This window comes from Campylobacter concisus (assembly GCF_002913765.1).
In the GTDB taxonomy this organism is placed as follows: Bacteria; Campylobacterota; Campylobacteria; order Campylobacterales; family Campylobacteraceae; genus Campylobacter_A; species Campylobacter_A concisus_BB.
On sequence record NZ_PPCH01000017.1, the window covers coordinates 113,162 to 139,169 of the forward strand.

At 40.6% G+C, this 26,008-nt stretch carries 26 protein-coding genes; 24 read left to right on the plus strand and 2 right to left on the minus strand.

Annotated elements, in window-relative coordinates; translation table 11 throughout:
- Positions 1 to 2: 2 nt before the first annotated feature.
- From CYO89_RS05170 to CYO89_RS05185, 4 genes are read left to right on the plus strand one after another with little or no spacing between them, the layout of a single operon-like run.
- A complete protein-coding gene (locus CYO89_RS05170) occupies positions 3 to 485 on the plus strand; it encodes a hypothetical protein (RefSeq protein ID WP_103597369.1) in 483 nt (160 codons plus the stop codon).
- The gene (gene serA, locus CYO89_RS05175; protein ID WP_258032536.1) at positions 479 to 2,059 is read left to right on the plus strand and encodes a phosphoglycerate dehydrogenase; all 1,581 of its coding nucleotides are present in this window, start codon (positions 479 to 481) and stop codon (positions 2,057 to 2,059) included. The genes CYO89_RS05170 and serA overlap by 7 nt, the downstream gene beginning before the upstream one ends.
- A gap of 21 nt (positions 2,060 to 2,080) precedes the next feature.
- Positions 2,081 to 2,647, plus strand: coding sequence for an elongation factor P (efp, locus tag CYO89_RS05180; protein WP_004317246.1), 567 nt, complete (start codon positions 2,081 to 2,083; stop codon positions 2,645 to 2,647).
- Positions 2,648 to 2,671: 24 nt separating this feature from the next.
- Positions 2,672 to 3,280, plus strand: coding sequence for a DUF4304 domain-containing protein (locus CYO89_RS05185; RefSeq protein ID WP_103597372.1), 609 nt, complete (start codon positions 2,672 to 2,674; stop codon positions 3,278 to 3,280).
- Positions 3,281 to 3,870: 590 nt separating this feature from the next.
- On the opposite strand, the gene CYO89_RS05190 is transcribed toward CYO89_RS05185, so the two are convergent.
- The gene (locus CYO89_RS05190; RefSeq protein ID WP_103597374.1) at positions 3,871 to 4,521 is read right to left on the minus strand and encodes a tRNA threonylcarbamoyladenosine dehydratase; all 651 of its coding nucleotides are present in this window, start codon (positions 4,519 to 4,521) and stop codon (positions 3,871 to 3,873) included.
- Positions 4,511 to 5,287, minus strand: a complete 777-nt coding sequence (gene surE, locus CYO89_RS05195; RefSeq protein WP_103597376.1) for a 5'/3'-nucleotidase SurE — start codon at positions 5,285 to 5,287, stop codon at positions 4,511 to 4,513. The genes CYO89_RS05190 and surE overlap by 11 nt, the downstream gene beginning before the upstream one ends.
- A gap of 102 nt (positions 5,288 to 5,389) precedes the next feature.
- On the opposite strand from surE, the gene lpxB reads away from it, so the two are divergent.
- The 20 genes from lpxB (at position 5,390) to CYO89_RS05295 (ending at position 25,942) form a co-directional block, all read left to right on the plus strand.
- On the plus strand, positions 5,390 to 6,424 hold the full coding sequence (lpxB, locus tag CYO89_RS05200; protein WP_002939706.1) for a lipid-A-disaccharide synthase: 1,035 nt from the start codon (positions 5,390 to 5,392) through the stop codon (positions 6,422 to 6,424).
- Between the two features lie 3 nt (positions 6,425 to 6,427).
- Entirely contained in the window at positions 6,428 to 6,913 is a 486-nt protein-coding gene (greA, locus tag CYO89_RS05205; protein WP_103597378.1) for a transcription elongation factor GreA, read from the plus strand.
- Positions 6,914 to 6,976: 63 nt separating this feature from the next.
- On the plus strand, positions 6,977 to 7,768 hold the full coding sequence (locus CYO89_RS05210) for a UDP-2,3-diacylglucosamine diphosphatase (protein ID WP_103597379.1): 792 nt from the start codon (positions 6,977 to 6,979) through the stop codon (positions 7,766 to 7,768).
- Positions 7,768 to 8,721 (plus strand): chemotaxis protein, encoded by a 954-nt coding sequence (locus CYO89_RS05215; protein ID WP_012001425.1) that lies wholly within the window; start codon positions 7,768 to 7,770, stop codon positions 8,719 to 8,721. The genes CYO89_RS05210 and CYO89_RS05215 overlap by 1 nt, the downstream gene beginning before the upstream one ends.
- A gap of 8 nt (positions 8,722 to 8,729) precedes the next feature.
- Positions 8,730 to 11,081, plus strand: a complete 2,352-nt coding sequence (locus tag CYO89_RS05220; protein ID WP_103597381.1) for a hybrid sensor histidine kinase/response regulator — start codon at positions 8,730 to 8,732, stop codon at positions 11,079 to 11,081.
- A 10-nt stretch (positions 11,082 to 11,091) separates the two neighbouring features.
- Positions 11,092 to 11,589 carry a chemotaxis protein CheW gene (locus CYO89_RS05225; RefSeq protein ID WP_021087872.1) on the plus strand — a complete coding sequence of 166 codons (498 nt, stop codon included), beginning with the start codon at positions 11,092 to 11,094 and terminating at the stop codon, positions 11,587 to 11,589.
- A gap of 8 nt (positions 11,590 to 11,597) precedes the next feature.
- A complete protein-coding gene (gene serB / locus CYO89_RS05230; protein WP_103597383.1) occupies positions 11,598 to 12,224 on the plus strand; it encodes a phosphoserine phosphatase SerB in 627 nt (208 codons plus the stop codon).
- Positions 12,225 to 12,228: 4 nt separating this feature from the next.
- Positions 12,229 to 13,221, plus strand: a complete 993-nt coding sequence (locus tag CYO89_RS05235; RefSeq protein WP_103597384.1) for a transaldolase — start codon at positions 12,229 to 12,231, stop codon at positions 13,219 to 13,221.
- Entirely contained in the window at positions 13,221 to 14,381 is a 1,161-nt protein-coding gene (locus CYO89_RS05240) for a type IV pilus twitching motility protein PilT (RefSeq protein WP_021087845.1), read from the plus strand. The genes CYO89_RS05235 and CYO89_RS05240 overlap by 1 nt, the downstream gene beginning before the upstream one ends.
- A 67-nt stretch (positions 14,382 to 14,448) precedes the next feature.
- A complete protein-coding gene (locus tag CYO89_RS05245; protein WP_002939542.1) occupies positions 14,449 to 14,985 on the plus strand; it encodes a 50S ribosomal protein L25/general stress protein Ctc in 537 nt (178 codons plus the stop codon).
- An 11-nt stretch (positions 14,986 to 14,996) separates the two neighbouring features.
- A complete protein-coding gene (pth, locus tag CYO89_RS05250) occupies positions 14,997 to 15,545 on the plus strand; it encodes an aminoacyl-tRNA hydrolase (RefSeq protein ID WP_103597386.1) in 549 nt (182 codons plus the stop codon).
- Entirely contained in the window at positions 15,542 to 16,606 is a 1,065-nt protein-coding gene (locus CYO89_RS05255) for an LptF/LptG family permease (RefSeq protein ID WP_103597387.1), read from the plus strand. Before pth ends, CYO89_RS05255 begins: the two co-directional genes overlap by 4 nt.
- Positions 16,607 to 16,661: 55 nt before the next feature.
- On the plus strand, positions 16,662 to 17,885 hold the full coding sequence (gene lysA / locus CYO89_RS05260) for a diaminopimelate decarboxylase (protein WP_103597389.1): 1,224 nt from the start codon (positions 16,662 to 16,664) through the stop codon (positions 17,883 to 17,885).
- Entirely contained in the window at positions 17,869 to 18,948 is a 1,080-nt protein-coding gene (pheA, locus tag CYO89_RS05265) for a prephenate dehydratase (protein WP_009294657.1), read from the plus strand. The genes lysA and pheA overlap by 17 nt, the downstream gene beginning before the upstream one ends.
- Positions 18,948 to 20,045 carry a histidinol-phosphate transaminase gene (gene hisC, locus CYO89_RS05270; RefSeq protein WP_103597390.1) on the plus strand — a complete coding sequence of 366 codons (1,098 nt, stop codon included), beginning with the start codon at positions 18,948 to 18,950 and terminating at the stop codon, positions 20,043 to 20,045. The genes pheA and hisC overlap by 1 nt, the downstream gene beginning before the upstream one ends.
- Before the next feature lie 4 nt (positions 20,046 to 20,049).
- Positions 20,050 to 21,747, plus strand: a complete 1,698-nt coding sequence (gene fliF / locus CYO89_RS05275) for a flagellar basal-body MS-ring/collar protein FliF (RefSeq protein ID WP_103597392.1) — start codon at positions 20,050 to 20,052, stop codon at positions 21,745 to 21,747.
- On the plus strand, positions 21,747 to 22,778 hold the full coding sequence (gene fliG / locus CYO89_RS05280; protein ID WP_012001435.1) for a flagellar motor switch protein FliG: 1,032 nt from the start codon (positions 21,747 to 21,749) through the stop codon (positions 22,776 to 22,778). Before fliF ends, fliG begins: the two co-directional genes overlap by 1 nt.
- A complete protein-coding gene (fliH, locus tag CYO89_RS05285; RefSeq protein WP_103597393.1) occupies positions 22,775 to 23,641 on the plus strand; it encodes a flagellar assembly protein FliH in 867 nt (288 codons plus the stop codon). Before fliG ends, fliH begins: the two co-directional genes overlap by 4 nt.
- Positions 23,634 to 25,460 carry a 1-deoxy-D-xylulose-5-phosphate synthase gene (gene dxs, locus CYO89_RS05290; RefSeq protein WP_103597395.1) on the plus strand — a complete coding sequence of 609 codons (1,827 nt, stop codon included), beginning with the start codon at positions 23,634 to 23,636 and terminating at the stop codon, positions 25,458 to 25,460. The genes fliH and dxs overlap by 8 nt, the downstream gene beginning before the upstream one ends.
- Before the next feature lie 71 nt (positions 25,461 to 25,531).
- Positions 25,532 to 25,942 carry a Fur family transcriptional regulator gene (locus CYO89_RS05295; RefSeq protein ID WP_009294652.1) on the plus strand — a complete coding sequence of 137 codons (411 nt, stop codon included), beginning with the start codon at positions 25,532 to 25,534 and terminating at the stop codon, positions 25,940 to 25,942.
- Positions 25,943 to 26,008: the final 66 nt, after the last annotated feature.

Below are 26,008 nucleotides of genomic sequence, written 5' to 3' on the forward strand. Positions count from 1 at the left end.
AAATGGGCAGACGCACGCTTTTATTAGTAGTTGTTCTGCTCTTTGTGATGTTAGGTTTGGTTGGAGTTTATCTTGTTAAATTTGCAAGCGTAAATTTCAGCCAAACTACTGAAAAAAATATTACAAATGAGCAAAATATAACCAAAAACACAGCCGGCAGTGAAAACTGGATCAACGAGCTGGCAACTATTAAGAAAAAAGATTACGTATTGCCCGTAAATGAAATTTTTATAGAATACAACCGACCTAAGATAGAAAAGCCAAAGATCACAGCATACGAACTTTTGATAGATAAAAACGATATCTACTCCATGTTCTGCTTGATGCAGACTTTGCGAAATAGCGAGGTTGATTTTACTGTAGTAAGAGATGGCGCTAAGAGCCAGATCTTTTTAAATACCCAAGACTCAAGGCTTTTGCAAAATATCATTTTGCAGTTAAGAGTTTATGATATCCACTCAAGTGTGAGAGAGGTAAAATTATGAAAACTATCATTGTTTGCGATGCGATACACCCAGTAGGTTTTGAGCTTTTAAAAAAAGAGCAAGATATAAATGTAATAGACGCAGTTAATACCCCTAAAGACGAGCTTTTAAAAATTTTAGGTGAGGCCGATGTGGCGATCACTAGAAGCTCGACTGAGGTAAATGAGGCGTTTTTAGAAGCTGGTAAGAAACTAAAAGCTATCGTTAGAGCTGGTGTTGGCGTGGATAACGTTGATATTGATGGCTGTTCGAGAAGAGGCATCATCGCTATGAACGTCCCCACTGCAAATACTATCGCAGCAGTTGAGCTAACTATGGCACACATGCTAGCAGCTGCAAGATCACTTGAATACGCTCACAACGATCTAAAGATAGATAGAATTTGGAAACGTGAGAAGTGGTATGGAGTTGAGCTGTTTAAGAAAAAGCTAGGTGTGATCGGTTTTGGTAACATCGGCTCAAGAGTAGCAGCTCGCGCAAAAGCTTTTGGCATGGATATCATCGCATACGATCCATATATCGATCCATCTAAAGTTATCGATATGGGCGGTACTTATACTAAAAATTTTGATGACATCTTGGCATGCGACTTCATCACGATCCACACTCCAAAGACCAAAGAGACAACCGATATGATCGGCGCTAAAGAGATAGCAAAGATGAAAGATGGCGTAAGGCTTATAAACTGCGCTAGAGGTGGTCTTTATAACGAAGAGGCGCTTTATGAAGGGCTAAAAAGTGGCAAGGTAGCATTTGCTGGCATCGACGTCTTTACAAAAGAGCCAGCGACAAGCCATCCGCTTCTTGATCTAAATAATGTAAGTGTCACACCACATCTTGGGGCAAATACCCTTGAGTCGCAGCGAAATATCGCAGTAGAGGCAGTCGAGCAGGCTATCTTGGCAGCACGCGGCATAAGCTATCCAAACGCTTTAAATTTACCTATCAAAACAGAAGATCTACCACCGTTTGTTGAGCCTTATATCGATCTTACAAGCAAGATGGCATTTCTTGCAGCTCAGATAAACAAAAGTGCCATCAAAGCTATCCGCATAGAGACTCACGGGCAGATTGGTGAATATGCAAATTCAATGCTAACTTTTGCGATCGTTGGCGCTCTAAAAGAGAGTCTTGGCGATGCGATAAACTACGTAAATGCTAAATTTTTATGCGACGAAAAAGGCATAACTACCGAAACTAGCACAGGTGGAGATAGTATCTTTAAAAACAAGATCACAGTTCGAATTACTACTGAAAACGGCATCGTAAGCGTTGGTGGCACGGTGTTTGGTGAAAATCAACAACGCATAGTAACCGTAAATGGCTTTAAGACTGACTTCAAGCCAAAAGGCAAGATGATCATCTTTAAAAACCACGACGTACCAGGCGTTATCGCTCAGATCAGTAAAATTTTAGCTGACGAGAAGATAAACATCGCTGACTTCCGTCTTGGTAGAGATGAGCACGGCATGGCGCTTGCGGTCATCTTGGTTGATGAACATATAAAAACAGAAACGCTAGAGAGATTAAACGCACTTGAAGCTTGTGTTTGGGCTCAATACGCAGTTATATAACAAATTACGAAAGGATAAAAAATGGCTTCATATTCAATGGGCGATCTAAAAAAGGGACTAAAGATCGAGATCGACGGCGTTCCTTATAAAATCGTAGAATATCAACACGTTAAACCGGGCAAGGGTGCAGCTTTTGTTCGTGCAAAGATCAAGTCTTTTGTCGACGGAAAGGTTCTTGAAAAGACTTTTCACGCAGGCGATAAGTGCGAGCAGCCGCATCTTGAAGAAAAAGAGATGCAGTACCTCTATGATGATGGTGAGTTTTGCCAGTTTATGGACACGACTACTTACGAGCAAGTTGCGATCAGCGACGAGGATGTGGGCGATGTTAAAAAATGGATGATCGATGGCATGATGGTTGAAATTTTATTTCACAACGGCAATGCTATCGGCGTTGAAGTGCCACAAGTAGTCGAGCTAAAGATAGTTGAAACTCCACCAAATTTCAAGGGCGACACACAAGGCGGCAAAAAGCCAGCTACTCTTGAGAGTGGCGCGGTAGTTCAGATACCATTTCACGTACTAGAAGGCGAGGTCATCCGCGTTGATACCGTTCGTGGTGAGTACATCGAGCGCGCAAATAAATAACCATACATCTGGCACGTTAAATTTATGAAAGAGAAATTTGACGAGCTTATCGCTCTGCTAAAGCCGCTATTTAAGGATAATGGCTTTAGTAAGAGCGCTTTAAATTTCTACAAAAATACTCCAAATTTTATCTATGTTGTAAATTTTCAAAAAAGCAGCGGCAATAGCTCAGAGCGCACGAGATTTTATATAAATTGCGGCATTTACGCCCCTTTTATAGAGGCTACTCTTGGCAAAGAAGCGCTTAGTAAGCCAAAAGAGTATGAGTGCCATTTTAGAGCTAGAGCACATGAAATCACTCATACATCTGCTGCATACTACGAGCTAGAGCCAGATAGTGACGTGACTAAAATTTATGAAAATGTAGCAAACGACCTTGGCTTTGTTTTTAAATTTTTTGAGCAAAATAGCTCGGAGGAAAATTTAATAGAACTAATGCTCGAACAAAACGGCCTTGCAGCGATAAATCAACTATACGAATATCTTTTGAAAAAAGATAAAAGTGAAATTTTGATCTCTCATGCCAAAAGTCTCTTCACAAAGCATGGCAGCGAAGCAAGATGGGGTAAATTTCAAAACCAGATAAACGAGCTACTTAGAAAATATAAAAAAGATGAGATAAATTTTAAATGATAAATCGCATTTGGTTGTAAAAAGCAGCAAATACGATCAGATAAATATGTAAACTTTGCGTCTATTTTAAATTTTTATTTATTTAAACTACTTACTAAATTTCAGGACTTATAAATTTAAAGCTATATTTTAAAATAGAAATTTGTTGTGATTTACGATGCACCAGCATTAAAGTATATACTTCTAACGCGCGCAGGTTTTTACTAGGATTTCATCTCATAACTGCAAGCAGATGAGGGATTAAAAAAGAAGTGGGATAAGTGGACGAGTTTTGTGTCTATCCTGCAGTTGTGAGCCTGAAAAGCAAAATTTAAGCCCCCCTCTTGTCTCCTTCTTGGATAAATCAAATTTAATCAAGCTATTTTTACAAATTTTAAACTCTCATTCACTCGCAAGAATTGACTACTAAAATTTGGCTTCGCCTATAGCTTAGCTCAAATTTTAGAGCCGAAATTACTCGTTTATAAATTTTTAAAATTTGCTAGATGCTCATCTTGGATTGTTAAATTTGTGTATTGTAGAGCTGGCTGTTAAATTTATCCAAAATGTTAGCTCTAATTTGAAATTTTGCTCGGAGTGTAAATTTAGACTTACTGTTCAACTATCTTTTTAACAGCTAGTGAGGCTAAATTTAGCCCAAAGCAAGCAGTTACGCCCATGAAGCTTCCAAGTGGCTTGCAAAGTGGCTCTTCAACCGAAAAGACAACATCAAATTTACCGCTAAAGCCTGATTTTTTGAGCTCATATCTATATTTTCTAGCTAGTGGATCGACCGATGTTTTCCAAACGCAAGCCACCTTTATCTTGGTTGGATCGACCCTTTTTGCACCACCCATCGAGGCTATAAATTTGCTAGGATCTACTGCGTTTGCAAGGGCGATCTTGGCAGCGATATCATCGATCGCATCGATCACCACGTCAAATTTGCTAAAGTCAAATCCAGCGACAAACTCAGGCGTGATCAGCGTTTGCATAGGCGTGATGCAAGGATAAATTTTGGCAAACTCCTCCACCTTTACGCCTCCTACGTTTTCGCTGTAAATTTGGCGGTTTTGATTTGTCACGTCAAAGATGTCTTTATCGATCAGCGTGATGCTTCCGACCCCGCTTCTAGCAAGCGCATCTACGCACATCCCACCAACGCCTCCGGCTCCGCAAACTAGCACTTTTGCACTTTGAAGCTTGCTAAAACCATCCTCGCCGAAGAGCCATCTTATCCTTGTAAATCTATCATTTTGCATCAAATTTCCCTTTTAGACTCTCCAAACTCTCGTATGAAGTCATATTTAGTTTTATGGGCGTTATCGTGGCAAAGCCCTCATTTACCTTGCTGATGTCGCTTGGCTCGCCTTTTTCGTATTCAAGTGCGGCGTTTCCAAGCCAGTAGTACTCGATGCCTCTTGGGTTGCGATTAAGCGTGGCATGCGTGGCGTAGGTGCGTCTGCCAGCTGGCACGACGGCATAACCTTTGAAATTTTTGCTAGTTGTGGCTGGGATATTTACATTTAGAAATTCTCTTTGATTTAGCGAAATTTCATCATTTAGCACCTTTGGTACGATAAATTTCACCACCTCTTTTGCTAGTTCAAAGCCAAGTTCATTTAGTGAGTTGTTTTCATAAAACTGTGAAAAAGCGATGCTTCTAATGCCTTGTAAAACGCCCTCCATCGCTGCTCCACACGTGCCAGAGTAGGTGATATCTTCGCCTAAATTTGCCCCGTGATTTATGCCGCTTATAACAAGGTCTGGTTTTTTATTATAAAGTGCGTGAAGTGCGAGATAGACGCAGTCACTAGGCGTTGCGTCGTCAAGTTTAAAAAAGTTATCATCAAGTTTTATAAACCTAAGCGGTCTTGTGAGCGTCAAAGAGTGAGCGCAGGCTGATTTTTCAGAGCTTGGAGCTACGATCGTGACATTTACGTCATCTAGCTCGCTTAAAGCTTCTTTTAAGGCAAGCAGGCCAGTCGCCTCAAATCCATCGTCATTTGTTATCAAAATTTCTTTCAAATTTTATCCTTTAAAGGGTTGGATTTTATCACAGCTTTCTTAAAATTTTAAAGAATTTTTGCGTATAATGCCCCCAAAAAAAGACCTGATGAAAGTGTGTAAATGAAAATTTTAGTCTCCGCTCTTGAGCCATCGGCAAATTTGCATTTAAAAGAAATTTTAAAAAATTTCGAGGGCGAATTTGAGCTAATGGGAATTTTTAGCGAAGAGCTTGGCACGCCATATATGAAAAGCAGCGAGTTTTCAGCGATGGGTTTTGTCGAGGTTTTGCCACTCATTTTTAAGGCAAAAAAAGCGATGAAAGTGATGAGCCAGATGGCAAAAGAGGTCGATGCAGTGCTGCTAATAGACAGTCCAGCCTTTAATCTGCCGCTTGCAAAGGCGATAAAAGAAGCTGGCGCAAAAGCAGCCGTGACATACTACATCTTACCTCAAGTTTGGGCGTGGAAGCCAAAAAGAGTGAGCGTTGTGGAGAGATACTGTGACAACCTGGCTTCGATCCTGCCATTTGATGCGAAATTTTATAGCCGATCAACCTACGTGGGTCATCCTTTGATGGATGAGATAAAGCTTAAAAAAACTAGCCTAAGTAGCAGTGGCAAAGTGGCTTTTTTACCAGGATCAAGAAGGTCAGAGATTTCAAGGCTGATGCCAGTTTATAGAGAGCTTGCTAAAAAGATAGAGGCCACAAGGCTGCTTGTCGTGCCGCCATTTTTGCTTGATAAAGTGGGCGAAATTTATGGTGATGTGAGCGATTTTGAGGTTGTCTCAAACACGCCTGAAGCCTTGTATGAGAGCGATTTTGCCTTTGTTTGCTCTGGCACTGCTACGCTTGAAGCAGCGCTCATTGGCACGCCATTTGTGCTAGCATATAAGGCAAAAGCGATAGATGTTTTCATCGCTAGAAAATTTGTAAAGATCAAGCACGCGGGACTTGCAAATATAATGTTTGACTTCATGGGCAAAGAGCCGCTTCATGAGGAGTTTATCCAAGAGTTTGCAACTGCTGAAAATTTGCTAAGAGCCTACAAGAGCTGCGATAGGCAAAAGTTCTTAAAAGGCTGCGATGAGCTAAGGGCTTACCTAGGGCATGGCAGCAGTAAAAATGTAGTAAAAATTTTAAAAAATATGGAGTAAAAAATGAGTGAACCAATGACAATGCACGGATATGAGAAGATAGAAGCTGAGTTAAAGGATCTAAGGCTAGTTCAGCGCCCACAAATCGTAACAGAGATAGACATCGCAAGAAGCCATGGCGATCTAAAAGAAAACGCCGAGTATCACGCAGCAAAGGAGAAGCAAGCCTTTATAGACGCTAGGATCGCTGAGCTTAGCGCACTTTTGGCAAATGCTGAAGTGATCGATCCAAGTAGCTACGAGCATGATAGGGTGAGATTTGGCTCTAGTGTGACGATAATGGATGAAGAGACCGAGGTAGAGCATACTTACACGATAGTTGGTGTGAGCGAAAGTGACTTAGACAAGGGCTATATCTCGATAAACTCTCCTCTTGCAAAGCAGCTTTTAGGCAAGGATGAGGGCGATGAGGTAGCGCTAAATTTACCAAAAGGCAGAAGTGACGTTGAGATCGTTAAGATCTGCTACAAACCTATAAAATTTGACTAAAAAGACGAGGCAAAGAGCTAAAAACTGCTTTTTGGCTCTGCTAATTTTTAATTAAGGCAAAATTTGAGCGAATATCTATATGCCCCCGTTATAAAAGAAGGCGCGATCTTTTTGGCTGATGCGCATGAAAATGTAAATAGAGATGGATTTTTGAAATTCTTGCGCGGCGTTGATAGCGGAGAGATCAAGGAGCCACCGCAGATTTTCTTGCTTGGCGACATATTTGATTTTTTAACGGGCGAGGGCGAATATACGCAAAAATTTTACGCTGAGCACTTAAGGCTTATAAATAAAATTTCACAAAAGGTGGAAATTTTTTACTTCGAGGGCAACCACGATTTTAGACTTTCAAATTTATTTAATAAAACTAGAGATTTTTGGGACAAAGGTGAGAGGCTAAGCTTTGAGGGGGTAAAGATCTATGACATTTGCGCTCAGCCAGTGAAATTTAGAACTATAAGTGGCGAGCACGTCCAGATCGCGCATGGCGATATATTTTTGCCTTTTATAGATAAGTATGCGCTTAGGTTTTTAAGGCTTAGATGGTTTTTGAAATTTATGAACGCGCTTGATAAAATTTTGGATTTTAAAATTTCAAAAGCGATACTAGCCAAACTTACTAATAAAAATCTGCACTATAAAATTTCAAACTTCAAGGAGCTAATGAGCAAGCATTTGCAGGGCTTTGACGCAAGTATAGTGATAGAGGGACACTATCATCAAGGTGAGCTATTTGATATTTACGATAGATTTTATATAAATTTACCTTGTTTTGCATGCGAGCAAAGTTATTTTGTTGTAGAATACGCCCAGCAAAAGTTGAATTTGCTCAAAATGAGTTTGAAAGGACATTGATGTTTGGAGACAACGTACTAAAAACGGGCTCAAACGAGATGGAACTTGTTGATTTTCGTATCTTTAAAAAGGCCGAAAACAAAGTATATGAAGGAATATACGGAGTCAATGTCGCAAAGGTGCGGGAGATCATTAAGATGCCAAATCTTACCGAGCTTCCTGGCGTTCCTGAGTATATCGAGGGAATTTTTGATTTAAGAGGTGTGGTTATCCCTGTTATAAATTTGGCAAGATGGATGAATATCGTCGAGCCAACTGAGGGTGTAGTCATAAAACCACGTGTTATTATCGCTGAATTTAGCGGTATATTGATCGGTTTTATCGTCCATGAGGCAAAGAGGATCAGACGTATAAACTGGAAAGACATAGAGCCTGCAAATTTTGCTGCTGGAGCTGGTACTCTGGATAAAGGCAAGATCACAGGTGTAACAAGAATAGAAAACGACGAAGTACTTCTTATCCTTGATCTTGAAAGCATCGTTGAAGAGCTAGGAATTTACTCACCAAAGATCGAATTTGACGTAACAGACGATCAAAAGATCAAAGGCGCTGCTTTAGTTCTAGATGATAGCTCAACTGCTAGAAAGCTAGTAAAAGACGCACTTGAGAAGATGGGTCTTAGCGTAGTTGAAGCTAAAAACGGCGTTGAGGGCTTGGAGAGGATGGAGGAGCTTTATCAAAGATATGGAGATAACTTAACAAAAGAGCTTAGAGTTATCTTAAGTGATATCGAAATGCCACAAATGGATGGATACCGCTTTGCTTCAACTATTAAAAATGATGATAGATTTAAAGATGTTCCGATTGTGTTTAACTCTTCATTAAGCAACGAATTTAGTGAGGTTAAGAGTAAAGAAGCCGGTGGTGCTGCGTATCTTACAAAATTTGATGCTGGTGTATTTTATCAAGAGGTGCTAAAAGTGATTGAAGCACATTCTAAATCTGCGAAGTGAGGTGAAGTATGGATGATATGAAAGAAATAATGGAAGACTTTTTAATAGAGGCTTTCGAACTTATTGAGCAGATAGACCATGACCTCGTTGAACTAGAGGCAAACCCTGAAGATCTGGAACTTTTAAATAGAATTTTCCGTGTTGCTCACACAGTAAAAGGTAGCTCAAGCTTTTTAAATTTTGACGTTTTAACAGAGCTTACTCACCACATGGAAGATGTCTTAAACAAAGCTAGAAAAGGCGAGCTAAAGATCACTCCAGATATCATGGACGTTGTTCTTGAATCAGTTGATATGATGAAAGGACTACTAGAAAGCATTAGAGATAACGGTAGTGATGCAGCCGCTGGCATTGATATCAAAAATATTTGTGTAAGACTTACTCAAATTTCTGAAGGTGAAGCACCAAGCGCAGCCGCAGAAGCTCCAGCCGCACCAGCACCTGAGCCAGTAAAAGAGCCAGAACCTGTCGCACCAGCTGAAGAAGCAGCTCCTGAAGTAAGTGATGCTGAGCTTTCAAAGCTAAGTGACTCTGAGGTTGAAGCTGAGATAGAGAGACTCTTAAAAGTTAGAAAAGCAGAAGATCAAGCAAGACGTGCTTCAAAAGGCATAGCTCCAAAATCTCCTGAAGAGATAGCACCAGCTGCTAGCGCTGCACCAGCACCTGCACCTAAGCCAGCTCCTAGTAGAGAAAGAGATGCTGATAAAAAAGTGCCAGCAGCTAGTAGTAGCAGCGCGGTAGCACAAGAGCAAACGATACGTGTTGAAGTAAAAAGACTTGACCACTTGATGAATTTAATCGGCGAGCTTGTCCTTGGTAAAAACCGCCTACTAAAAATTTATGATGACGTAGAAGAGAGATATGAGGGCGAGAAATTTCTTGAAGAGCTAAATCAAGTAGTCTCAAGCTTAAGCTTAGTTACGACTGATATCCAGCTTGCTGTTATGAAGACAAGGATGCTTCCAATAGCAAAAGTCTTTAATAAATTCCCACGTATGATACGCGACCTTAGCCGCGAGCTTGGTAAGCAGATCGACCTTGAAATTTCAGGTGAAGAGACTGAGCTTGATAAATCAATCGTTGAAGAGATCGGCGATCCGCTAGTTCACATCATCAGAAACTCATGCGACCACGGTATCGAAGATCCTGAGACAAGAAAGGCAATGGGCAAGCCTGAAAAAGGCCTTGTTCAGCTAAAAGCCTATAATGAGGGCAACCATATCGTCGTTGAGATAGTTGATGATGGTAAGGGCTTAGATGCTGATATGCTTAAAGCTAAGTCGATAGAAAAAGGCATCATCACTGAGCGTGAAGCTGATGCGATGAGCGAGAAAGAGGCGTTTGGTCTTATATTTAAGCCAGGATTTTCAACTGCAGCCAAGGTTACAAACGTATCTGGTCGTGGCGTTGGTATGGACGTTGTTAAAACAAACATTGAAAAACTAAATGGTATCATTGATATCGAGAGTGAAGTTGGAAAAGGCACGGTTATGAAGCTTAAAATTCCACTCACACTTGCGATCATTCAGTCACTTCTTGTTGGAACACAAGAGGAATTTTATGCGATACCACTTGCGAGCGTTCTTGAGACTGTTCGTGTACCAATCGATGATATCTACACGATCGATGGCAAAAACGTTCTAAGACTAAGAGATGAGGTCTTATCTCTTGTTAGACTTTCAGATGTCTTTGGAGTCAATAAAGTCTTTGACGGCGGAGATCAAACTTACGTCGTTATCATCGGCGTTGCTGAGGCAAAACTGGGCATCATCGTTGATACTTTAGTTGGTCAAGAAGAGATCGTTATTAAGTCAATGGGTGATTATCTACAAAATATCCCAGGCATCGCTGGAGCTACTATTAGAGGCGATGGCCGCGTAACTCTTATCATAGACGTTGGTGCTATGATGGAGATGGCAAAGGATATTAAGGTAAATATTAGGGCCGAAATGGAAGATAGCACTAAAGCAAAAGAGAAACCAAGCGATTATAAGGTCCTAATCGTTGATGACTCTAAGATGGACAGAACCATCATGCAAAAATCGCTTGAGCCAATCGGCGTCACAATAATAGAAGCAACTAACGGAGTAGAAGCACTCAATATAATTAAATCAGGCGAGCATGCATTTGATGCGGTGCTCATTGATATTGAGATGCCAAGGATGGACGGATATACTCTAGCTGGTGAAATTCGCAAATACTCTAAGTATCGCACTTTACCGCTAATAGCAGTAACATCAAGAACGTCTAAAACTGATAGATTGCGCGGAGTAGAGGTTGGTATGACAGAATATATCACAAAACCATATTCGTCAGAATACCTTGAAAACGTTGTTAGAAAAAATATTAAATTAGGTTAGGGGTTAGGCGATGAATGATAAACTAAACCAAGTTTTAAGCAAACAAAAACAGCAAATTGACGAGCCTGAGATAAAAAACAACGAAGATATAGTCCAACTTGTAGGCTTCGTTGTTGGTGAAGAAGAGTATGCGATACCTATTTTAAATATCCAAGAGATAATCAAACCTATCGAATACACCCGTGTTCCTAGCGTGCCTGACTATGTTCTTGGTGTCTTTAACCTACGTGGAAACGTTATCCCGCTTATTGATTTGCGAAAACGTTTTTCACTAAATGTTACAAAGCAAAGCTCAAATACAAGATATATCGTCATGAAAGATGAGGATAATATCGCAGGCTTCGTGATAGACCGCTTGACGGAGGCTATCAGGATAGACCGCAACAGGATCGATCCGCCGCCAGAGACTTTAGTAAAAGACAAAGGTATGATCTATGGTATCGGCAAACGCGATCAAAATATCCTTACGATTTTAAAGGTTGAGAGCCTTTTAAAGCGTGATTTTTAGGGCATAGCTTGATAAAACTTTGTGTTTTTGACTTTGACTCTACGATAATGGACGGCGAGACGATTGATATCCTCGCCGCCGCTAATAACGCCAGCAATGAGGTGGCTAGTATAACGAAGCGTTCGATGAACGGCGAACTTGATTTTTTTGAAAGTCTTACAAGAAGAGTAAAATTTTTAAAAGGAATGCCACTCTCAAAGGCAGATGAAATTTGTAAAAATTTACCCATCATGCCAGGGGCTAGCGAGCTTATAGCTGCTCTAAAGCAAAAAGGCATAAAAGTCGTGGTCTTTAGTGGCGGTTTTCACATCGCAACTGATAAGATGCAAGAAAAACTTAAATTTGATTCAAATTTTGCAAATATTTTGCACCATAAAGATGGAATTTTAACAGGTGAAGTTGGCGGAGAGATGATGTTTGGTAGCTCAAAAGGCGAGATGATAGATCGCTTAAAGGGGCTATTAAATTTAGATAAAAGTGAGATCATGTGTGTTGGTGATGGCGCTAATGATATTTCGATGTTTAGAAAATGTGATCTAAAGATTGCCTTTTGTGCGAAAGAAATTTTAAAAAAAGAGGCGACGCATTGCGTGGATGTCAAAGATCTGCGTGAAATTTTAAATTTTATAAGGTGAAAAAATGTATGACAATGAAGCTAGATTTTCTCTTTGGTGTGACTTTATAGAGAGAGATTTTTTACAAAACGAATTCAACTCTTTGCTAGAAAAAGGCGTTATAAACGGAGCTACAAGCAACCCAGCTATCTTTAAAACAGCTTTTGCATCACCTGCTTACAAACAGATCATACAAAATAGCAACAAGCGTCACCCAAAAGATCTTTATGAAATTTTAGCGACCCAAGATATCAAGATCGCCGCATGTAAAATGCTAAAAAACTACGCAAATGGCGATGATGGCTTTGTTAGCATAGAGGTTGATCCAAATTTAAGTGGCGATACGGCTGCTACGATAGAAGAGGGCATCAGGCTTCATAGCCTCATCTCAATGCCAAATGTCATGATAAAAATCCCAGCCACAAAAGAAGGCTATGAGGCGATGAGTGCGCTCATGGCAAGAGGTATCAGCGTAAATGCGACGCTCATTTTCTCGCCAGATCAGGCTAAAAACTGCCTAGAGGCTTTTAAAGAGGGCAGCAAAACTTATGCAAGCCGCTTTGTGGATACCACTATGCCAAAAGGCGTTATCAGCGTTTTTGTTAGTAGATTTGATAGAAAGCTTGATGAAACAATGTCTGCAAAGAGCTTGCCAACAGGACAGATCGGCATAATGAACGCTGCAAATATCTATCATATAATTGAGGATTTTGGCTTAGAAAATGTAAGGACACTTTTTGCAAGCACTGGCGTAAAAGGCGGTGGCTTAAGAGGGGATTATTACGTTAGGGAGCTAATGTATAAAAACTCTATAAACACAGCTCCGATAGATACGATAAAAGAATTTGTAAAAGAAAAAGCTGAGGCAAAAAATGCCCCTAGCAAAGAGAATATCTCAAGCTTTTTTCACATCATAAAAAATAATGAGATCGATATAAATGCTACTTATAAAGAGCTTTTAAATGACGGCTTAAAGCAGTTTGTTGCAGCATTTGATGAAATTATGAAATCACTTTAATGACCAAACAAGACCTAGACTCATATCTGTGCTCTTTAGTAGATAAAGGCGGCAGCGATCTTCATCTAAAGTCTGCAAGTCTTGTTTATGGCAGATTCAATGGTGAGATCATGCCACTTAGCGAAGAAAATTTAGACCCAAGTGATGCGGTAGCTATAGCAAATGAGCTTTTGGGGGCTAAATTTGATGAGTTTATGGATAAAAAAGATATAGATTTTTCTTATAAACTAAATGATGAGTACTGCTTTCGTGTAAATATGTTTTTGCAGATAAATGGAATTTCTGCTGTATTTCGTGTCACTCCAACGAAAATCCCAACCATAAAAGATCTAAATTTACCAAGCGTGATAGAAAAAATTTGCACAGAGACCACTCGTGGCATCATCCTAGTGACTGGCCCAACTGGAAGCGGCAAGACGACAACGCTTGCAAGCATGATAAATTTCATCAACCAAACAAAAAGATCACACATCGTGACTATCGAAGATCCGATTGAATACGTATTTAACGACGATAAAAGCATAATCAACCAGCGCTCTATAGGCGCAGATGCGCTAAATTTCTCAGATGCGCTAAGGGCTTCACTTAGAGAAGATCCTGACATTATTTTGGTTGGTGAGATGAGAGATCTTGAGACGATTGAGACTGCCATTAGAGCCGCAGAGACTGGACACTTGGTGCTTTCGACACTTCACACACTTGATGCAAAAGAGAGCGTAAATAGAATAGTAAATAGCTTCCCACAAGGCGAGCGAGATAAAGTCAGTCTTATGTTCTCTTCAGTGCTTGCTTGCGTCATCTCGCAAAGGCTAGTTAAAACGCTTTTTGGCACAAGACGCCCAGCAGTCGAGATCATGAGAAAAAATACCCGCATAAAAGAGCTCATATCTGAAGAGAAATTTGACGAGATCGATCTTGCCATAGCTGAGTCAAAAAATACTTACGGCATGCAAACCTTTGATCAGCACCTGCTTGAGCTTTATGAAAATAAGATAATTAGTGCCGAAGTAGCGCTTGACAATGCTAGCAATAGAGGCGATTTGCAGCTTAAGATAAAAAGCTCAAATGTGGCAGGTTTTAGCTTTGAAAATGGTGTAAATTTTGGCAAACCTCAAAGCAAACAAGATCAACCTGAAGTGATCGCGCTTAAAGAAATTTAATAAGCTTTATGTGAAATTTATAAAGCATTAGATAGAATCAGCACCTATTTTTTATGAAAGGAAAACGATGTTAGAAGGTATCGTTAGAGAGAGTATCGGTAAGAAGTCTGCGAAGGCTTTGAGAAGAGATGGTTATCTAATCGCCAACATTTATGGCAAGGGATTAGAGAATGTTGCAGCTGCTTTTAAAGTCAATGACTTTATAAAAGAGGCACGCAAAAAAGAGAGCCTTGCTTTTGATGTAAAAGTAGGCGGAAAAGTTTATAATGTCGTTATTGTTGATTACCAAAGAGATGTTGTTACAAGCGATCTTAAACACGTAGATCTAAAAGTAGCACTTCCTGGCGTTTTATCAAAATATATGATCCCAGTTAAGCCAGTTGGAACACCTATTGGTCTTAAAAATAAGGGCGTTTTGATCCAGTCAAAAAGACGTCTTTGCGTAAAATGCACGGCTGAAAATTTACCAAATTCATTTGACGTTGATGTAAGCAAACTTGACATTGATGATACGATTTTGGTTCGTGATATCACAGCTCCTAAAGGCGTTACTATCATCGACGCTGACCGTGTTGCGGTACTTGGAGTTATTAAAGCTAAATAAAAAGGGCTTTTGTGACACTAATAGCGGGGCTAGGAAATCCTGGTCCCAAATACGAAAACACTAGACACAACATAGGCTTTATGCTTATAGATCTCCTAAAAGACTCAAATTTCAAAGATGTTAGTTCAGCCAAATTTCAAGGCGAAGTTTTTAAATTTAACGACATTATCTTGCTAAAACCAACGACCTTTATGAACCTATCAGGTCAAAGCGTAAAAGCAGTAAAAGACTTTTACAAGCCAGATAGGATAATCGTCATCCACGACGATCTTGATCTTAGTTTTGGCGCGGTTAAATTTAAAAAAGGCGGCAGTAGCGGCGGACATAACGGCATAAAATCGATCGATAATCTAATAGGCAACGACTACGAAAGAGTGCGCGTCGGTATCGGACATGAGGGCGATGCTAAAAATTTCGTCCTTGGCGAGTTTAGTGACGAGGAGAAAAAGGCTTTAAATGAAATTTTAGCCTATACTAAAAATGCGGTTTGTGAGCTGCTAAATAGCGACATCAACGAAATTTCACAAAAATTTACGGTAAAAAAAGGTCTTATCAAATGAAACTATACGCCAGATACGTTGGCTGGGTCTATATAAAATCTTTTCTTATCGTATTTTTAGCGCTTGAGCTATTTTATGTTGGCATTGATCTGCTTACAAATTTAAAAGATCTGCCGCCATCTGCCAACCTTCAGCTACTCTACGTTGGCCTTACTGCACTAAGTGCCATTAGCTATGTTTTGCCACTTTCACTCATTTTTGCGCTAATAATTTTGCATGTAAATATGGTCAGATCAAACGAGCTAATCAGCTTTTATGCTCTTGGCATCAGTAAAAACAAGCTCATTTTACCACCATTTCTCATCGCACTTTTTGTGACGATTTTTTACGTTGGGCTAAATTTTACGCCATTTGCTTATGCGCATGACTATCAAAAAAGCATCGCAAAAAACACCGCTTTTTCAAAAAGTACAAATGACTCATTTTTGAAATTTGAAGGCAAATTTATCTATATAAAAGAGCTAAACTCAGCCAAGCAAAGAGCAAATGACGTGAGAATTTTTGACATTAATGGCACTGACTTGCTCTCAACAACCTTTGCCAACCACGCTAAATTTAAAGACAATGAGTGGGTTTTAGAAGATGTAAATCAGACCTTTTTGCCTCAAAGCTTAGAGCTTGGCGAAAGTGGCTTTAGCAAGGTAAAAAGCGAAAATTTAGATGCGTTAAGAGGCTTTAAGCCAAAGAGCATCGAGAGTGCTGCAAGCGTTGAAAACTCGAAATTTAACATACCTGATGCGATAAATTTCATAAAAACATTTAAAAACGAAGGCATAGGGCTTGATAGCGCGAGGACTGCATTTTATAACCTTGCCATCACGCCATTTTTTGCGCCATTTTTATTGCTTATTTTCTACTATCATTTGCCAGTGACTGGCAGGTTTTTCAACCTCGCACTCTCAACATTTATCTTTGTTGTGATAACACTCGTAGTTTGGGGACTTCTCTTTATCTTAACCAAATTTGCTCAAACCTCTGTCATCTTGCCAGAGATCGGCATGGTTCTCCCTGTTATTTTGCTTTTTGCATACGCCATTTATCTCATAAAATCGCATCGTTAAGCCAAATTTTGGCAACTTTTTTGTAAAATCAAGCCATTTTAAAAAAGGCTATTTTATGGATTTTAAAGAGCTTGCAAGCAAATACAAAACCCCACTTTACGTTTATGATTTTAACTACATTAAAGAGCGCTATGAGGCGCTAAAAAACGCATTTTACGCTAGAAAATCTCTAGTTTGCTACGCTGTAAAAGCAAACTCAAATTTAAGTGTTTTAAAATTTCTGGCTGATCTTGGAGCTGGATTTGACTGCGTAAGCATCGGCGAGGTCAAAAGAGCGCTTCTTGCAGGTGCTAAGAGATATCAGATCATCTTTAGCGGCGTTGGCAAGAGCGATGAAGAGCTAAAAGAGGCTTTAGAAAATGAAATTTTGCTGATAAATGTTGAGAGTTTTGCCGAACTTTTAAGGCTTGAAGAGATTGCAAAAGGGCTAAATTTAAAGGCTAGGATTAGCATCAGGGTAAATCCTGGTGTTGATGCAAAAACTCACCCATATATCTCGACAGGGCTAAATGAAAACAAATTTGGCGTCGATGCGCAGACGGCTAAAAAGATGTATATCCACGCTAAAGCATCAGAGTTTCTTGAGCCAACTGGCATACACTTTCACATCGGCTCGCAGCTAACTTCACTAAGCCCGATAATAGACGCTGCAAAGATCGTAAGCGAGCTTTTAAGAGAGCTAAGAGCGCTTGAGATCGATATCAAATTCTTTGATGTTGGCGGCGGACTTGGCATCATCTACAACGATGAAAAAGAGATAAATTTATACGACTACGCACAAGGAATTTTAGGCGCACTAAAAGGTCAAGATGTGACCATCGTTTGTGAGCCAGGACGCTTTATCGTGGGCAATGCTGGCTACTTTGTCGCAAGTGTTTTATATGAAAAATTTAACGGCAAAAAGAGATTTGTCATCACTGATGGCGCGATGAATGATCTTATAAGACCAAGCCTTTATGGCGCGCATCACAAAATTTTTGTCGATGGCAAGGATGAAAATTTAGGCGCTTGCGATGTGGTCGGTCCAGTTTGTGAAAGCGGTGACTTTTTAGCAAAAGATATCAATCTGCCAGAGTGTAAGAGTGGCGATCTAGTCGTGGTTAAAGGGGCTGGAGCTTATGGATTTAGCATGAGCTCAAACTACAATACAAGAAACAGAGCCGCTGAAGTTTGCGTGCTTGATGGCAAAGATAGGCTGATAAGAAGACGTGAGTGCTTTGAGGACGTCGTGGCACCTGAGATTGAGTTTTTGGAGAGCGCTGATGCAAGAGCTAAATGAGCTTAGAAAAGAGATCGATAGTATCGATGATCTCATCTTAAATAAACTAAATGAGAGGATGAAGCTTGTTGAGCAGATCGGCAAGCTAAAGCAAACCACTGGGACGCCTATATATCGTCCTGAGCGCGAGCGAGCTATCATAAACCGCTTAACTAGCCTTAGCAAAGATAAAGCTTTAAACAAGGCTGCGATCGAGGCCATTTATCTTGAAATTTTTGCTGTTAGTAGAAATTTAGAGATGCCTCAAAAGATCGTCTATCTAGGACCTGAGGGCACCTATACACATCAAGCGGCGCAAAGTAGATTTGGCGCGATGAGTGCCTATCTGCCACTTGCTACGATCGAGGCAGTTTTTACAAAGCTAGCTCAAAAAGAGGCAAAATACGGCGTCGTGCCTATCGAAAACAACACCGAAGGCGCTGTTGGAGCTACGCTTGATTGTTTGAGTAAATTTGATGATATAAAGATAGTGGCAGAGCTCTACGTAGATATCCACCACAGCTTTGTTAGCATAAATGAAAATTTAAAAGAGATAAAGCGAATTTACTCGCATCCGCAAGGCTACAACCAGTGCCGTAAATTTTTAGAAGATCACTTGCTAAATGAGGTCGAATTTGTCCCAGCTAAATCAACCGCAGCAGCTGCATATATGGCATCTATGGATAGAGAATCAGCTGCCATTTGCTCAAAAATCGCAGCTAAAATTTACAACGTGCCAATCGTCTATGAGACTATTGAAGATAATATGGCAAATAGAACGAGATTTTTGATCTTAAGTGATTTTAAAAACGCCAAGGTTGAAAACTCAAAAACTTCGATCCTAGCAAAGACTGATCACAGTCCAGGACGCCTTGCTGATCTGCTTTCTATCTTTAAAAATGAGAATATCAATATCACAAAACTTGAGTCACGTCCTATAAAGCAGCGCGAATTTAAGTCAATTTTTTACCTTGACTTTGAAGGGCATATCGACGATGAGAAGGTGCAAAACGCCTTTGAACTCGCAAAAGAGAGCGGCGCTGAGATAACGTGGCTGGGAAGCTATTTAAACGGAGATGAGTAATGAAATTTAATGACTTTTTAGATGATCTAGTAAATTACGAGGCTGGAAAGCCGATCGAGCTTGTAGTTAGAGAGTTTGGCATCGATGCAAAAGATGTGATAAAGCTAGCGAGCAATGAAAACCCTTTTGGCACGAGCAAACGCGTAGAAGAGGCGCTAAAAGAGGTCGCTAAAAACGCGCATCTCTATCCAGATGATAGCTACTTTGAGCTAAAAGAGGGGCTAGCTAAGAAATTTGGCGTAGCTAGCAAAAATTTAATCATCGGCTCTGGAAGCGACCAGATCATAGAGTTTGCACTTCACGCAAAGGCAAACAAGCAAAGTGGTGTTTTGATGGCTGGCGTGACATTTGCGATGTATGAAATTTACGCAAAACAAACTGGGGCTAAAATTTACCGCACAAAGAGTGTGGAGCATAATTTGAGTGAGTTTTTAGAAATTTATAACGCGCACAAAGATGAAATCTCTGTTATTTTTCTTTGCCTGCCAAACAACCCATTAGGCGAGTGTTTGGACGCCGATGAGGTCTATAAATTTATAAAAAATATTGGTGAAAACACGCTTGTGGTGCTTGATTGTGCTTACAACGAATTTGCTAAATTTAAAGATAGTAAAAAAGAGATAAAGCCAAGCGAAGTGGTGAAATTTAAAAACGCCATCTATCTTGGCACTTTCTCAAAGGCCTACGCACTTGGCGGCATGCGCGTGGGATACGGCGTGGCAAATGAAGAGATCATAGGCGCTCTTTCAAAGCTAAGAGCTCCATTTAACATCACAACTCCAAGCCTAAGAGCAGCGATAGTAGCACTTGATGATGATGAATTTGTGCAAAAAACTATGCAAAACAACTTCGAGCAGATGAAGAGATATGAGGAGTTTGCAAAGCAAAATGGCATCGAGTTTATCCCAAGCTACACAAATTTCATAACTTTTAAATTTAACGAGCCAAAATCAAGCCAGATATGCGAAAAGATGCTAAAAAAAGGTATAATTTTACGAGATTTAAAAAGCTACGCCTTAAATGCGGTGAGAATCACCATCGGTCAGGCATGGCAAAACGATAGAGTTTTTGAAGAGTTAGAGCAAATTTTAAAGTAGGGATATGGATTTTAAGGCATTACTTCATCAAATAAGTCAAATTTATCAAAAGCTTTCACTAAAACAAAAGATCGTCGCAGGCAGCTCGATCGTTTTGGTTGTAGCTTTTTTGGTATTTTTAACGCTTTATAAAAGCAAAAGTGATAGCTTTGCAGGATATAGCGTCCTTTTTGAAAACATCAGCCCAAGCGACTCAGCCTTAATAGTCGATCAGCTAAACAAAGATGGCATCAAGTATAAACTAGCAAACGAGGGCACAATACTGGTGCCAACTAGTGATGTATATAAAGAGCGTATCGCTGTTGCAACGCTTGGCATACCAAAAGAGAGCAAGATCGGCTTTGAAATTTTTGACAAGCAAGAATTTGGAGCAACGGACGCCGAGCAGAGAGTTAAATTTCAAAGAGCGCTTGAGGGCGAGCTAGCTAGAACGATCGAGAGCCTCTCATCTATCCAAAAAGCAACCGTAAGAATAGCCATACCAAAAGAGAGTGTCTTTACCGAAAGGCAAGCGCTGCCAACAGCCTCGATCGTGGTTGAATTAAAGCCAGGCGTTAGTCTAAATGCGAAGCAAATTTTTGGCATTAAAAACCTAGTTGCTGCCTCTGTTACAAATTTAAGCACAGAAAATGTAAAGATTGTCAATCAAGATGGCGTCGCACTTGGCGATGAAGATGGCGAGTTTGATAGTGATGCTATAGCTCAGCAGATCCGCTATAAGCGCGAGTTTGAAAATAATTACGAGCAAAAGATCGTAAATGTCCTAGCTCCTATCGTGGGTGGGGCAGATAAGGTCGTAGCGAAGGTAAATATCGACTTTGACTTTGATAAAAAAGATACAAAAAGCGAGGTTTATGACCCAAATAACGTCGTAAGAAGCGAGAGTAACATCGAAGAAAAGCGCCAAGGCTCAGCTCCAAATGAAGTAGGCGGCGTACCAGGTGCGGTTAGCAACATAGGCCCTGTTCAAGGTCTTGATGACAGCACTTTAAAAGAGCAGTACAACAAAAGCTCACAGCAGACAAACTACGAGATTTCAAAGAAAGTGACAAATGTTAAAGGGCAGTTTGCGAGCATAAACAGAGTAAGTGCAGCTGTCGTTATAGACGGACTTTATCAAAGCAAAAAGGATAAAGACGGCAAGCCAACTGGCGAGCTTGAATTTGCCCCGCTTACCAAAGAGCAAAGAGAGTCAATCACAAATTTGATCAAACAATCAATCGGCTACAATCAAAATAGAGGTGATGAGGTAAGCTTAGATAACTTCGAGTTTAAAACTGGCAAAGATGTCAGCACTGGCGAGAAGATGGATGGCTTTATGAACAACTACGTGATGCCTTTCTTGCCGCTACTAAAATACATCTTTGCAGCACTGCTACTTTACATCTTCTACAAAAAAGTCATCGTGCCATTTATGCAAAAGATGCTTGAAGAGACGAAAGAAGAAGAGGAGCAAGCCCAGGACGATCTTGAAGATATCGAGGTGGATGCAGAAGATACGCTTGAGAAATTTAAAGCCGCTCGCAAGAAGGTCGAGGAGCAGCTTGGCCTTAGCGGTGAATTTAACGAAGACGAGCTAAAATACGACGTCCTTCTTGAAAAGATGAAGATAGTAGTCACCGAGCGAAGTGAGGAAATTTCAAATTTACTCCAAGATATGGTTAAAAACGATAGTGACTTTAACATGCGTAAGGAAATTTGATGTCTATAAAACTAACCGATAAGCAAAAGATGATATATGACGATCTTTCGATGCCAGAAAAGATCGCTATTTTACTAATACAGCTTGGCGAAGAGGCGACAGCTCTTATATTTTCTCACATGGATGTTGATGTCATCACTGAAATTTCAGGCTATATAGCAACTGCAAAAAATATAGACAAACAAGTTGCAGGCGCTATTTTAGAAGAATTTTACGCTCTCATGCAGTCAAATCAATATATGAGAAGTGGTGGCTTAGAGTATGCAAAAGAAATTTTATACCGCACATTTGGTCCAGAGGCTGCGCAGAAAATTTTAGACAAGCTTGCTAAAAGCATGGAAAACTCAAAGAGCTTTGGCTATCTTGATAAGATAAAGCCACAGCAACTCGCAGACTTCATCGTCAAAGAGCACCCTCAAACTATCGCGCTAATTCTTGCCCACATGGACTCAACAAGTGCCGCCGAGACGCTAAGCTTTTTCTCAGATGAGCTAAGAAGCGAGGTCGTGATCAGGATGGCAAACCTTGGCGAGATCAGTCCATCAGTGATCAAGCGTGTCTCAACCGTGCTTGAGGGCAAACTTGAAAGCCTCACATCTTACAAGGTCGAGGTTGGTGGTCCAAGAGCTGTGGCAGAAGTGCTTAACAGACTTGGCCAAAAAGCTAGCAAAAGCACGATCGAGCGCATCGAGCAAAGCGACGATAAGCTTGCTACAACGATCAAAGAGCTTATGTTTACATTTGAAGATATTATCAACCTTAACGCAACTGCGATTAGAGAAATTCTCAAAAATGTCGATAAAAAAGACCTTATGGTTGCATTTAAGGGTTCAAGCGATGGCATTAAAGATAAATTTTTATCAAATATGTCTCAGCGTGCAGCCGAAGCCTTCAAGGAGGAGATGCAATACCTTGGCGCTGTTCGTGTAAAAGATGTTGAAGAGGCGCAAAGACGCATCGTTGAGGTCGTCCAAGGTCTAGCTGATCAAGGTGTCTTCCAAGTTGGCGAAGCAGATGAGATGATAGAATGAAAAGTAGCGTAATAACAAGTGAGACCTCGCCGGCTCACTTTATAGAAAATTATAGATTTAAGGTGCTTGGGAGCAATGAAAGAGCCCAAGATAGCGCACCTGTTTTGATAGAAGAGAACAACCTTAGTGAAGAGCTAAATGAGCAAAATTTAGAGCAAGGTGGTGAAAATTTCGCACCTCAGATGTCACACCCAGTGCAACCAAATATGCAAAATCACTTTGCGCCTCAGCCTCAAAATAACCAAGCTCACCAGCCCGGATTTGACTCGAGTTTTGTCGAGGAGCTGCTTAAAAAGACAGATGAGCTAAGCAGCAACATCATCAAACTTCAAATGCAAATAGAAAATCAAGAGAGCGAATTTGCAAAACGCCTTGAATCTGAGATCGTCCGTGCAAAAGAAGATGGCAAAAACGAAGGCATCGCTCAAACAAACGCTGCAAACGAGGCAAAGATAAAGGAGCTTGAGGCTAAATTTAGTGCTTCAGCTGCAAAGCTTGACGAGCAGTACGCTAAATTTGATGAGTTTTTGAAAAAGAGCGAGGAAGAGCTTGGGCAAACTGCGATAAAGATCGCTAAAGAGGTGATAGAAAAAGAGGTTTCAAGCGCATCTAGCCAGATCGCTCATCACCTAGCAAATTCGCTTATAAAAGAGCTAAGCGACGTAAAAAATATAGAAATTCGCGTAAATCCAGAAGATAGCGACTATCTAAAAGAGCAATTTAGTAAAAACGAACGCGTAAAAGTAAGTGCTGATGACGCCATAAGCAAAGGTGGCGTGGTGATAATAAGCGAGGGCGGAAACATCGATGCGACGATGCAAACAAGGCTTGAGAAGCTAAAAATGCTGGTAAATAATGAATAAAGACGTTAAAAGCCTAAATGTCGATGAGCTAAACGCACTTTGCCACGACATCAGAGATAAAATTCTATCTACCGTTAGCAAAAATGGCGGTCACCTTAGCTCAAACATCGGTGCAGTCGAGATCATCGTTGCGATGCATAAAATTTTTGACGTTACAAAAGATCCGTTTATCTTTGATGTAAGTCACCAAAGCTACGCGCACAAGCTACTAACTGGGCGCTGGGACAGCTTTGATACGCTTAGAAAATTTAACGGTATCAGCGGCTACACAAAGCCAAGCGAGAGTAAATTTGACTACTTTGTGGCAGGTCATAGCTCGACATCCATTTCGCTTGCAGTTGGCGCTGCAAAGGCGATCAAGCTAAAAAACGAAGAGCGCTTGCCAGTAGCTGTCATAGGCGACGGCTCGCTAAGTGGAGGCATGGCATACGAGGCGCTAAATGAGCTAGGGGATAGAAAATATCCTTGTGTTATCATCCTAAACGACAATGAAATGAGCATAAGTAAGCCAATAGGCGCGCTTAGCAAGTATCTAAGCCAGATGATGGCTGGGCAGTTTTATCAAAAATTTAAAGGCAGGGTCGAGCGCTTTTTAAGCTATATGCCAGACTCTGCAGCCTACATGGCTAGACGCATGGAGGAGGGCATCAGGCTCATCACTCCTGGCATGTTTTTTGAAGAGCTTGGGCTTGAGTACATAGGCCCAGTCGATGGGCACGACCTCTTGGCACTTCTTAGCACATTTGAAACTGCCAAAAACATAAAAAAACCAGTCATCGTGCACGTGCAGACGCTAAAGGGCAAAGGGTATGAATTTGCTGAGGGTTACTATGAAAATTGGCACGGAGTTGGGCCATTTGATCTAAAAAGTGGCGAATTTATAAAAAGACAGTCAAACAAGTCAGCTACGGCGATCTTTAGCGAGCAGCTTTTAAAGATGGCAAGAGAGCACAGCGACATCGTTGGCGTAACAGCTGCGATGCCAACAGGCACTGGCATGGATGCGCTCATACATGAGTTTCCAGACCGCTTTTGGGACGTGGCGATAGCCGAGCAGCACGCTGTCACCTCAATGTCAGCCATGGCGAAAGAGGGCTTTAAGCCATTTGTCGCGATATACTCGACCTTTATGCAAAGAGCCTATGATCAGGTCATTCACGACGCTTCTATCTTAAATTTAAACATCACATTTGCGATGGATAGGGCAGGCATCGTGGGCGAGGACGGCGAAACGCATCAGGGCGCTTTTGACATTAGCTTCTTAAACGCTGTGCCAAATATGGTTCTTTTTGCTCCAAGGTGCGAAGAGAGCATGAAAAATGTTATGAAATTTGCCTACTCTTACAAGGGTGTTAGTGCGTTTAGATATCCGCGTGGGGCATTTATCTTAAGAGATGAGTTTAAAGCTAAACCGCTTGAGTTTGGCAAGGGTGAAATTTTAGCTGACGCAAAGAGTGAGACCGCATTTTTAGGCTATGGCAACGGCGTTGGCAGGGCAAATTTGGTTAGAAATTTACTAGCTGGCAAGCTCGAATCTATCCTTGTCGATCTAGTCTTTGTAAAGCCGCTTGATAGAGGGCTTTTGCTGGATCTTGCAAAACGCACTAAAAAGTGGTATATCTTTAGCGATAGCGCTAAAAAAGGCGGTGTTGGCGAGATCGTAAGTGCCTTTTTACAAGAAAATGGCATATCAAATGTAAGCGTTGTTAGTTTTGAGTATGATGATAAATTTATCCAGCATGGCTCGACAGCTGAGGTCGAAAAGAGCCTTGGCATAAGCGCTGAGCAAATTACCCAAAAATTACTAGAGAATAATTAATATCATTTAATAAAGAAACGTTTAATATTACTTTTGCTAGCATAAAGCAAAAATTTGTATAGGGGAAAATTATGCAATATGTATCGTTGCTAAAACAGTCTGGGCTTAAAGTAACGCCGCAGCGTCTTAGCGTTTTGAGAATTCTTGATCGTCACACACATCCAACGATCGATGAGCTTTATGATGAAATTTTGAAAGAAAATCCATCAGTTTCGCTCGCAACTGTTTATAAAAACCTAAACACTCTAAAAGATGAGGGTCTAGTGGTTGAAGTAAATATCGTAAATCAAAAGGCGAGATACGACATTTATGAGCATCCACATATCCACGTGGTTTGCGAAAACTGCGGTAGCGTCGAGGATATGAGCTATGATGACTCAGAGCTTGGCAAATACCAAGAGGCGCTTGAAAAAAAGATCGGTAACATCATCGAGCGCCTAAATATCGTTGCTAGCGTAAAAAGCTGTAAACACTGCCGATAAGGCAAAATTTATGTTGCACTACGCAACATAAATTTTTATTTTTCTTCATAAAACACTTCAAACAAG

Bases quoted from the DNA above. Each gene is read 5' to 3' on its own strand.
- CYO89_RS05170 (WP_103597369.1), top strand. From the start codon at position 3: ATGGGCAGACGCACGCTTTTATTAGTAGTTGTTCTGCTCTTTGTGATG.
- efp (WP_004317246.1), top strand. From the start codon at position 2,081: ATGGCTTCATATTCAATGGGCGATCTAAAAAAGGGACTAAAGATCGAG.
- CYO89_RS05185 (WP_103597372.1), top strand. From the start codon at position 2,672: ATGAAAGAGAAATTTGACGAGCTTATCGCTCTGCTAAAGCCGCTATTT.
- CYO89_RS05190 (WP_103597374.1), bottom strand. From the start codon at position 4,521: ATGCAAAATGATAGATTTACAAGGATAAGATGGCTCTTCGGCGAGGAT.
- lpxB (WP_002939706.1), top strand. From the start codon at position 5,390: ATGAAAATTTTAGTCTCCGCTCTTGAGCCATCGGCAAATTTGCATTTA.
- greA (WP_103597378.1), top strand. From the start codon at position 6,428: ATGAGTGAACCAATGACAATGCACGGATATGAGAAGATAGAAGCTGAG.
- CYO89_RS05215 (WP_012001425.1), top strand. From the start codon at position 7,768: ATGTTTGGAGACAACGTACTAAAAACGGGCTCAAACGAGATGGAACTT.
- CYO89_RS05220 (WP_103597381.1), top strand. From the start codon at position 8,730: ATGGATGATATGAAAGAAATAATGGAAGACTTTTTAATAGAGGCTTTC.
- CYO89_RS05225 (WP_021087872.1), top strand. From the start codon at position 11,092: ATGAATGATAAACTAAACCAAGTTTTAAGCAAACAAAAACAGCAAATT.
- CYO89_RS05235 (WP_103597384.1), top strand. From the start codon at position 12,229: ATGTATGACAATGAAGCTAGATTTTCTCTTTGGTGTGACTTTATAGAG.
- CYO89_RS05240 (WP_021087845.1), top strand. From the start codon at position 13,221: ATGACCAAACAAGACCTAGACTCATATCTGTGCTCTTTAGTAGATAAA.
- CYO89_RS05245 (WP_002939542.1), top strand. From the start codon at position 14,449: ATGTTAGAAGGTATCGTTAGAGAGAGTATCGGTAAGAAGTCTGCGAAG.
- CYO89_RS05255 (WP_103597387.1), top strand. From the start codon at position 15,542: ATGAAACTATACGCCAGATACGTTGGCTGGGTCTATATAAAATCTTTT.
- lysA (WP_103597389.1), top strand. From the start codon at position 16,662: ATGGATTTTAAAGAGCTTGCAAGCAAATACAAAACCCCACTTTACGTT.
- pheA (WP_009294657.1), top strand. From the start codon at position 17,869: ATGCAAGAGCTAAATGAGCTTAGAAAAGAGATCGATAGTATCGATGAT.
- hisC (WP_103597390.1), top strand. From the start codon at position 18,948: ATGAAATTTAATGACTTTTTAGATGATCTAGTAAATTACGAGGCTGGA.
- fliF (WP_103597392.1), top strand. From the start codon at position 20,050: ATGGATTTTAAGGCATTACTTCATCAAATAAGTCAAATTTATCAAAAG.
- fliG (WP_012001435.1), top strand. From the start codon at position 21,747: ATGTCTATAAAACTAACCGATAAGCAAAAGATGATATATGACGATCTT.
- fliH (WP_103597393.1), top strand. From the start codon at position 22,775: ATGAAAAGTAGCGTAATAACAAGTGAGACCTCGCCGGCTCACTTTATA.
- dxs (WP_103597395.1), top strand. From the start codon at position 23,634: ATGAATAAAGACGTTAAAAGCCTAAATGTCGATGAGCTAAACGCACTT.
- CYO89_RS05295 (WP_009294652.1), top strand. From the start codon at position 25,532: ATGCAATATGTATCGTTGCTAAAACAGTCTGGGCTTAAAGTAACGCCG.